The organism is Gordonia rhizosphera NBRC 16068, from assembly GCF_000298195.1.
Lineage (GTDB): Bacteria > Actinomycetota > Actinomycetes > Mycobacteriales > Mycobacteriaceae > Gordonia > Gordonia rhizosphera.
In genome coordinates this window covers 1-7855 of the sequence record NZ_BAHC01000128.1, presented here as the reverse complement: position 1 = coordinate 7855, position 7855 = coordinate 1, and the positions used below count along the sequence as shown (strand labels likewise).

General features: G+C 68.5%; 10 protein-coding genes. 1 reads left to right on the top strand and 9 read right to left on the bottom strand.

Going from position 1 to position 7855, the window contains the following annotated elements; genetic code table 11:
- On the top strand, window positions 1–133 hold a 133-nt coding region (locus tag GORHZ_RS30130), incomplete at its 5' end, for a WhiB family transcriptional regulator (protein ID WP_169330677.1).
- A gap of 332 nt (window positions 134–465) precedes the next feature.
- Here GORHZ_RS30130 and groL read toward each other — a convergent pair.
- The 9 genes from groL to GORHZ_RS31395 all read right to left on the bottom strand — a co-directional run.
- Complete coding sequence (gene groL / locus GORHZ_RS16305) at window positions 466–2082, bottom strand: chaperonin GroEL (RefSeq protein WP_006334734.1); 1617 nt, start codon at window positions 2080–2082, stop codon at window positions 466–468.
- Window positions 2083–2183: 101 nt separating this feature from the next.
- Window positions 2184–2483, bottom strand: a complete 300-nt coding sequence (gene groES / locus GORHZ_RS16300; protein WP_006334733.1) for a co-chaperone GroES — start codon at window positions 2481–2483, stop codon at window positions 2184–2186.
- Between the two features lie 201 nt (window positions 2484–2684).
- Window positions 2685–3737, bottom strand: a complete 1053-nt coding sequence (gene tsaD / locus GORHZ_RS16295; RefSeq protein ID WP_006334732.1) for a tRNA (adenosine(37)-N6)-threonylcarbamoyltransferase complex transferase subunit TsaD — start codon at window positions 3735–3737, stop codon at window positions 2685–2687.
- Window positions 3734–4240, bottom strand: a complete 507-nt coding sequence (rimI, locus tag GORHZ_RS16290) for a ribosomal protein S18-alanine N-acetyltransferase (protein ID WP_006334731.1) — start codon at window positions 4238–4240, stop codon at window positions 3734–3736. Before rimI ends, tsaD begins: the two co-directional genes overlap by 4 nt.
- On the bottom strand, window positions 4237–4926 hold the full coding sequence (gene tsaB / locus GORHZ_RS16285; protein WP_006334729.1) for a tRNA (adenosine(37)-N6)-threonylcarbamoyltransferase complex dimerization subunit type 1 TsaB: 690 nt from the start codon (window positions 4924–4926) through the stop codon (window positions 4237–4239). The genes rimI and tsaB overlap by 4 nt, the downstream gene beginning before the upstream one ends.
- A complete protein-coding gene (tsaE, locus tag GORHZ_RS16280) occupies window positions 4911–5372 on the bottom strand; it encodes a tRNA (adenosine(37)-N6)-threonylcarbamoyltransferase complex ATPase subunit type 1 TsaE (RefSeq protein WP_006334728.1) in 462 nt (153 codons plus the stop codon). The genes tsaB and tsaE overlap by 16 nt, the downstream gene beginning before the upstream one ends.
- Window positions 5369–6502: an alpha/beta fold hydrolase gene (locus GORHZ_RS16275; protein WP_006334726.1), complete on the bottom strand. Its 1134-nt coding sequence runs from the start codon at window positions 6500–6502 to the stop codon at window positions 5369–5371. Before GORHZ_RS16275 ends, tsaE begins: the two co-directional genes overlap by 4 nt.
- A complete protein-coding gene (alr, locus tag GORHZ_RS16270) occupies window positions 6489–7622 on the bottom strand; it encodes an alanine racemase (RefSeq protein ID WP_006334724.1) in 1134 nt (377 codons plus the stop codon). Before alr ends, GORHZ_RS16275 begins: the two co-directional genes overlap by 14 nt.
- A gap of 34 nt (window positions 7623–7656) precedes the next feature.
- Window positions 7657–7855 (bottom strand): hypothetical protein (locus GORHZ_RS31395; protein ID WP_040532295.1); only part of this gene is annotated, 199 nt, incomplete at its 5' end.

The following is a 7855-nucleotide window of genomic DNA, read 5'->3' as shown; positions in this document are numbered from 1 at the left end:
GTGCCCGGTCATCGCGCAGTGTCGCGAGCATGCACTCGCCGTGGCCGAACCCTACGGAATCTGGGGAGGGCTCTCGGAATCCGAACGCAGCATGCTCATGAAGCGCGGCGTCGGCCGACGTATCGCGAGCTGATGCGCCGACGACCCCAACCATAGGGACACCGGCGTCCGCCGGATCCGATGTCGGGCGAGCCGACATCCGATCCGGGACCGTCATCCCGCCAATTCACGCCACCGAACGGGGGCATCGATTCATCGTGGATCGGTGCCCTCGTTCGTGTTGTGTCGCGCGAGCGGGCCTACGTGCCGCCGCACTGCCACACCGGCGCCTCGGTGCACACCTTCATCACTCCGAGACCGACACCGCGACACCACCCGAACAGCACGAGGCGCCCGAGCCCAAATCGGCTCGGGCGCCTCGTCGTCCGAAGGATCAGTCGTCCGAAGGATCAGTCGTCCGAAGGATCAGTGGGCGTGACCGTGTCCGTGTCCGTGGGCCGGAGCTTCTTCGGGCTGGTCGACAACCGAGGTCTCGGTGGTCAGCACCATCCGGGCCACCGACGCCGCGTTCACCACGGCGGACCGGGTGACCTTGACGGGATCGATGATTCCGTCGGCCAGCAGGTCGCCGTAGGACAGCGTCGCGGCGTTGAAGCCATGGCCACGTTCGGCATCCGCCACCCGAGCCGCGACCACGGCACCGTCGACACCGGCATTGGTGGCGATCCAGTAGAGCGGTGCGCGACACGCATCGCGAACCACGCGCACGCCGAGAGCCTCGTCGTCGGTGAGCTGCGCGGCCAGGCCGTCGAGAACCTTGGCGGCCTGCAGGACCGCCGAGCCGCCGCCGGGGATGATCCCCTCCTCGACCGCGGCCTTGGCCGCCGCGACGGCGTCCTCGACGCGGTGCTTGCGCTCCTTGAGGTCGGTCTCGGTGGCCGCACCGACACGGATCACCGCAACACCGCCGGCGAGCTTGGCGAGCCGTTCGGCCAACTTCTCGCGGTCCCAGTCGGAGTCGCTCTGCTCGATCTCGCGGCGCAGCTGCGCGGCGCGATCGGTGACGGCGTCCTTGGTACCGGCGCCCTCCACGAGGGTCGTGGTGTCCTTGGTGACGACCACCCGACGCACCGAACCGAGCAGGTCGAGTTCCGCGGTCGCGAGGCTGAGTCCGATGTCGGTGGAGATCACTGTGCCACCGGTGACGACGGCCAGATCCTCCAGGAAGGCTTTGCGACGATCACCGAAGAACGGCGCCTTCACGGCGACGACCTTGACGGTCTTACGGATCGAGTTCACCACGAGCGTCGACAGCGGTTCGCCCTCGACGTCCTCGGCCACGATCAGCAGCGACTTACCGGCCGAGACCACCTTCTCCAGCAGGGGCAGGAAGTCCGGCAACGAGCTGATCTTGTCACGGTAGAGGAGCACGAGCGCATCCTCGAGGACCGCTTCCTGGCTGTCACCGTCGGTGATGAAGTACGGGGAGAGATATCCCTTGTCGAACTGCACGCCCTCGGTGACCTGGAGTTCGGTCTGCAGCCCCGACCCCTCCTCGACGGTGACGACACCGTCGGTTCCGACGGCACCCATCGCCTTGCCGACCATCTCGCCGATGACCTCGTCACGTGACGACACCGTGGCGACCTGTGCAATGGCCTTCTCACCGTCGACCGGCGTGGCGACCCGGAGCAATTCGTCGCTGATGGCGTCGGCGGCCTTGCCGATACCGACGCCGAGCGCGATCGGGTTGGCGCCGGCGGTCACGTTGCGCAGTCCCGCGGCGACGATGGCCTGGGCCAGCACGGTGGCCGTGGTGGTGCCGTCGCCGGCGACGTCGTTGGTCTTGGTGGCCACCGACTTCACCAACTGGGCACCGAGGTTCTCGAAGGGGTCCTCGAGGTCGATGTCGCGGGCGATGGTCACACCGTCGTTGGTGACGCTGGGGCCACCGAATGCCTTGGCCAGCACCACGTGGCGGCCACGGGGACCGAGCGTGACCTTGACCGTGTCGGACAACTGGTTGATGCCGCGTTCGAGCGCGCGCCGTGCGACATCGTCGAATTCAATCTGCTTGGGCATGAATCTCTTTCAGGTTTGCGTAACAACGGCGATGAATCGGCAGCGCCCCGGCGCCCGACGTGGGCACCGGGGCGCAGAAGACTCGCGGTTGCGGTGCGGTCTTACTTGCCGATGACGGCCAGCACGTCGCGGGCCGACAGGATCAGGTACTCCTCACCGGCGTACTTGATCTCGGTGCCGCCGTACTTGCTGTAGATGACGGTGTCGCCTTCCTTCACGTCGACCGGCACGCGGTTGCCCTGCTCGGTCACCCGTCCCTCGCCGACCGCGATGACGGTGCCTTCCTGCGGCTTCTCCTTGGCGGTGTCCGGAATGACCAGACCGGACGCGGTGGTCGTCTCTGCCTCCACGGCCTGCACCAGGATCTTGTCCTCAAGCGGCTTGATGTTCACGCTCGCCACGATGTGGGTCCTCTACTTTCGTACTGTGTAGTTGAACGGTGAAACGATTGGTACGTTCATGGCTCTGGGCCAAAGCTCCGTCGTCGCGGGTTCCGGGGCTCAACACAGCGCCACTAGCACTCTATACACGAGAGTGCCAGCACTCAAGGGCGGAGGCTGCAAAATCCGCCGGACGCCGATCGCCCTGCGCGAACGGCCCCCTCAGAGCTGGCTGACCTGCACCGACATCCCTGGGTCAGTGGCCACCGTCAACGGTGAGGGCGCCGCTCCCCCGCCGATCACGTGCGCACCCAGAGTCGCGATCATCACTCCGTTGTCGGTGCAGAGCCGCGGCTTCGGCACGCGCAGGGTGATACCCGCGTCCGCGCAGCGTTCTTGTGCCAGCGACCGGATGCGCGAATTGGCGGTCGCACCGCCGCCGAGCACCAGGGTGTCGACGTCGAGATCGGTGCAGGCACGCACCGCCTTGAAGGTCAGCACGTCGGCCACCGCCTCTTGGAACGACGCCGCGATGTCGGCGATCGGCACCTCGACGCCCCGCCGTTCACAGTCCTCGACGAAGCGGGCGACCGCCGTCTTGACGCCGCTGAAGGAGAAGTCGTAGCGGGCGTCACGTGGGCCGGTCATCCCGCGGGGAAAGGCGATCGCATGCGGATCCCCCTGCGCCGCGACCCGATCCAGGGCGGGCCCACCGGGGAACCCGAGGTCGAGCAGCCGCGCTACCTTGTCGAAGGCCTCGCCCGCCGCGTCGTCGACGGTGGTGCCGAGTTCCACGATGGGGTCCGCCAGGTCGGTGACATGCAGCAGATGGGTGTGACCGCCGGAGACGAGCAGCGCGATGCATTCCGGCATGGGTCCGTGCTCGAGCGTGTCGACGGCCACGTGACCACCGAGATGATTCATCGCGAACAGCGGCACATCCCAGGCGAGCGCATAGGCCTTCGCAGCGGCGACCCCCACCAACAGCGCCCCCGCCAATCCCGGCCCGATCGTGACCGCGATGGCGTCGGGACGATCGATGCCCGCCGCCGCCCGCGCGCGCTGCATCGTCGGCACGATCGCCTCGAGGTGCGCCCGCGACGCGATCTCGGGGACGACGCCACCGAAACGGGCGTGTTCGTCGACGCTGGAGGCGACCTCGTCGGCGAGCAAGGTCGCGGTGCCCCGACCACCGTCACCGATGCCGTCGGGGTCCCAGCGGACGATACCGACGCCCGTCTCGTCACACGAACTCTCGATTCCCATCACGATCATGGGGTACCCCCGGACTGCGTTGCGGCCGACGTCGTCGCCGGCCGGATCATGGTGTAGGCGTCGGCACCCGACGGCTGATAGTAGTTACGGCGGATACCCGATCGGACGAAGCCGTGATGCTCATAGAGCGTGATGGCGGTGTCATTGTCGGTGCGCACCTCGAGGAAAACCGGTGCGCCACAGGAATCCGCGACCTCGAGCAGGACGGCGAGCAGGGCTCGGCCGTATCCTCTGCCGCGGTGGGTCGGTGCGACGGCGATCGTGTGGATCTCACACTCGTAGGAACCCGCCGAGCCCAGCGTGGAGATCCCCGCGTAGCCGACGACCTCGCCGCCCGGACGGTCCCGGGCGGCGAAATAGCGGTTGTAGGGCGCGTTGAGCTCGGCGCGGAATGCGGTTGCCGGCCATGGCGAATCGCCGGCAAACATCTCTTTCTCCAGTTGGGCGCACCGCGAGATGTCCGGGTAGTCCAGGCCGTCGATGAAGAGTCCCGACACCGTCATCGACGCACCTCCACCGGCCGCCGCTTCTTGGGTTCCTTGGCATCCGGACGCCGGAGATACAGGGGCACCAACGGTTCCGGTGCCGCCACGGATCGGACGTCGCCGGCCACGGCGGCCACGAGTCCCGCCACCGACGGGACCGTCGCGGGACCTACGGGGCGGCCGAACAGTTCCGCATGAGCCGGGGACCCGACCACGAGGTCGATGACGATGTCGTCGAGCTCGGCGACGACATCGGCGGGCGCAGTGACCTCGGGACCCCGAACGCGCTGACCGTCGACGTAACGCGCCCAATAGATCTCGCGGCGCCGGGCATCGGTGACCACCAGCACCGATCCACTCCCGTCGGGTGCGATGGCATCCAGCGAACACACCCCGTACGCGGGCAGCCCGAGTGCATCGGCGAATCCGGCACCGGTCGCCATGCCGACCCGCAGGCCGGTGAACGGACCGGGTCCGCACCCGACGACGACAGCGTCGAGGTCGGTGCGCGCGACCTCCGCCTCGTCGAGTACCTCCCGGATGACCGAGGTGAGCACCTCGGCATGGCGCCGACCGTCGCGTACGACCCGCTCGGCGAGGACCGCAGGCGCTGCGGTCGGGTCCCCGTCGAGGCGGGCGACACCCGTCACCACCGCGTCGGTGGCGGTGTCGATGGCGAGCACGAACATCAGTGATTCACCCATTCCCATTCCGCACGACGAACATCGGAGTCCGGTTGGCGACGTAGCCGGACCACCAGGTGACGGTCGGTCAGCGCCTCGGCGACACCCTCGCCCCACTCCACCACGACGACCGAGTCGGCCAGATCGGTATCGAGATCGAGCGCATCGAGTTCCTCGAGCCCGCCGAGCCGGTAGGCGTCCACATGGATCATGCCCGGACCTCCGGGCCGGCCCGGACGGTGTTCGCGGGCGATGATGAACGTCGGCGACGACACGCGACCCGCCACGCCGAGTCCGGCGGCGATCCCGCGCGCGAGCGCCGTCTTGCCCGCGCCCAGCGGACCGTCGAGGATCACCAGGTCACCGGCCGTCACGACGTCGGCCAGCTCCCGTCCCAACGCCTCTGTGTCACTCACCTCGGGCAGTATCCGCGTACCCGCGATACCCGGCCGAACCGAATCGATCACTGGGCGACCTTCTTCCGCCACCAGCGGCGCCGGGGTTGCGGTGCCGCGACGTGTGCCCGCTCGACCAGATCGGCGATCGCGTCGCTCACCACTTCGGGCTGCTCCATCTGCACCATGTGGCCCGCCCCCTTCACCACGACCAGCCTCGAGTCGGAGCCGAGTTCGGCATACATGTGAACGGATTTCGGCAGCGGGGTGAGACGGTCCTGATTTCCGCAGACAACGACCGACGGAACCTGGGCCAATACCGGCAGGGCGGTGGACTCGTCGTGGTTCTCGAGGGCGTGCAGGAAGTTCACGATGGTCTCGATCGGGGTGTTCTGGATCATCTTCTCGACCGCCCGTCCCGCGGCGGGGCTGTGGAAGTCGGGGCCGAAACTCGCGGCCACCAGTACCGGTTCGAGCGCCATGCGGGTGATTCCACGGCCGGCGCTGACGAGGCCGGGTGCGTGACGCACCGACATACGGAAGGCGTCGAGCAGAGGGTTGGTCAGCCCCTCGCCGAGCCCCTCTTCGGTGATGTCCCGGGAAGCCGTCGCCACCAGCGCGACACCGGTCACCCGGCCGTCCGGCCCGAAGAGCGCCGGCTGCCGCCGGGCCAGTCCCATGACGGACATCCCACCCATCGAATGACCCACCAGCACAACAGGTCCCGTCGGCGCGACGGCCCGGATCACCGCGGCCGTGTCGTCGGCGAGCCGACCGATGGTGCACGAGTCGGCCGGCGCGTGACCGCTGCGACCGTGCCCACGATGATCGAAGAAGACCAGCCGGACCGGGCGATCGTGCCACCGCTGCGCCAATTCGTAGCGCTGGAAGTGCCAGCTGGCCATCCGGAGGCTGAATCCGTGGATGAACACGACCGTCAGCTCCGGGGCGACACCCTCATCTGCGGCGAGGCCGGTGAGTACGGTCCGAACGGCCAGCGCGATGCCGTCGTCGGTGGTCACCGTCATGGCGTTATCGTCGTAGATGGTGGTGTAGTCCACTCCGGCAAAGGGATCCGTTCCTCCGTCGGGTCGTCGTCGAGTGACGTTGCGGGCGACTCCGCCCGCGGCGACCGCCCCGAGCGCCGCGACCCCGGTTGCCCCGGCGAGCCAACCGACGCGTTCGGTTCTATCCACGGTCACCGCCCACGTACTCTCGCGTGGCGCGTGCACCGATGCCCGAGATGATCTCGTAGTCGATGGTATCGATGGCGTCGGCCCAGTCCCTGGCCGTCGGTGCACCGTCATGTCCGGTGCCGAACAGCTCCGCGTGATCACCCTCACGCACCCCACCACCGTCGGGCCCGAGGTCGATCACCAACTGGTCCATGCAGATTCGTCCCACCCCGGGGAAGGATCGTGCGCCGATCCGGACCGCGAACCGGCCCGACAGCAACCGCGGAACACCGTCGGCGTAACCGGCGGGCAGGACCGCGATCGTCGTATCCTGTGGCGCGATCCAAGTATGAGAGTACGAAACACCCTGCCCGGCAGCCAGTTTCTTCACGAGCGCAACCTCGGCGGTCAGCGTCATCGCGGGTACGAGGCCGAAATCACCTCGCTCGGGCACCGGGGTGCGCCCGTAGAGGGCGATCCCGGGACGGATCAGGTCGCGCGCCAGGTCCGGCCGGGTCAGCGCGGCAGGCGAATTGGCGATGTGCATCACCTCGGGCCCGGCACCCAGGCGTCGCAGGTCCGCCGCCGCGGCGTCGAGCCGGTCGGCCTGCTGCGAGTTCAGGGGATGGTCCGGTTCGTCGCCACGCGCGAGGTGACACATGATCGCGCGGACCGTGACCGCACCGTCGGCGCGGGCCTTGGCCAGCGCGTCGGCGAAATCGGCCCATTCGTCGACGGCGACACCGCTGCGGTTGAGGCCGGTGTCGACCTTGACGGTCACCGTCGCGGTCGTGGACCGGCGACGGGCGGCCGCGACGACGGCGTCGAGTTGTCGTCGGGAGGAGATCGCGATGTCGATGTCGTGGGCGATCGCCGCATCGAAGTCGGCGCCGGGATTGTGCAGCCAGGCGGTGAGGTGTGCGGTGATGCCCTCGGTCCGTAACGCCAGGGCCTCGGCGATGTGAGCCACACCGAGCTCGGTCGCGCCGGCCGCGAGTGCGGCGCGGGCCACCGGTACGGCTCCGTGTCCGTAGGCGTCGGCCTTCACGACGGCCAACACATCGGCCCGCGCGGCGGTGCGCAGGACGTCGACATTGTTGGCGATGGCATCGAGATCGATGGTTGCGGTCAGGGCAGAAGAGGTCATCGCGTCCATTGTCCCAGATGTCGGCGAGTGGATTTCACACGTGCGGGCCGGGTGTTCCGTGCACGCTCGGCGGGAAGCCAAGCACGCTCGACGGCGAGACGTGCACGCTCGACGGCGAGAGGTGCACGGCCGGCGAGAGGTGCACGGTCGGCGGCGAGAGGTGCACGGTCGACGGGGCGGGGTCGACGCGCGGCGGGATCACGGTCGAGGTCAGGGCGTGAGGGACTCGAGCA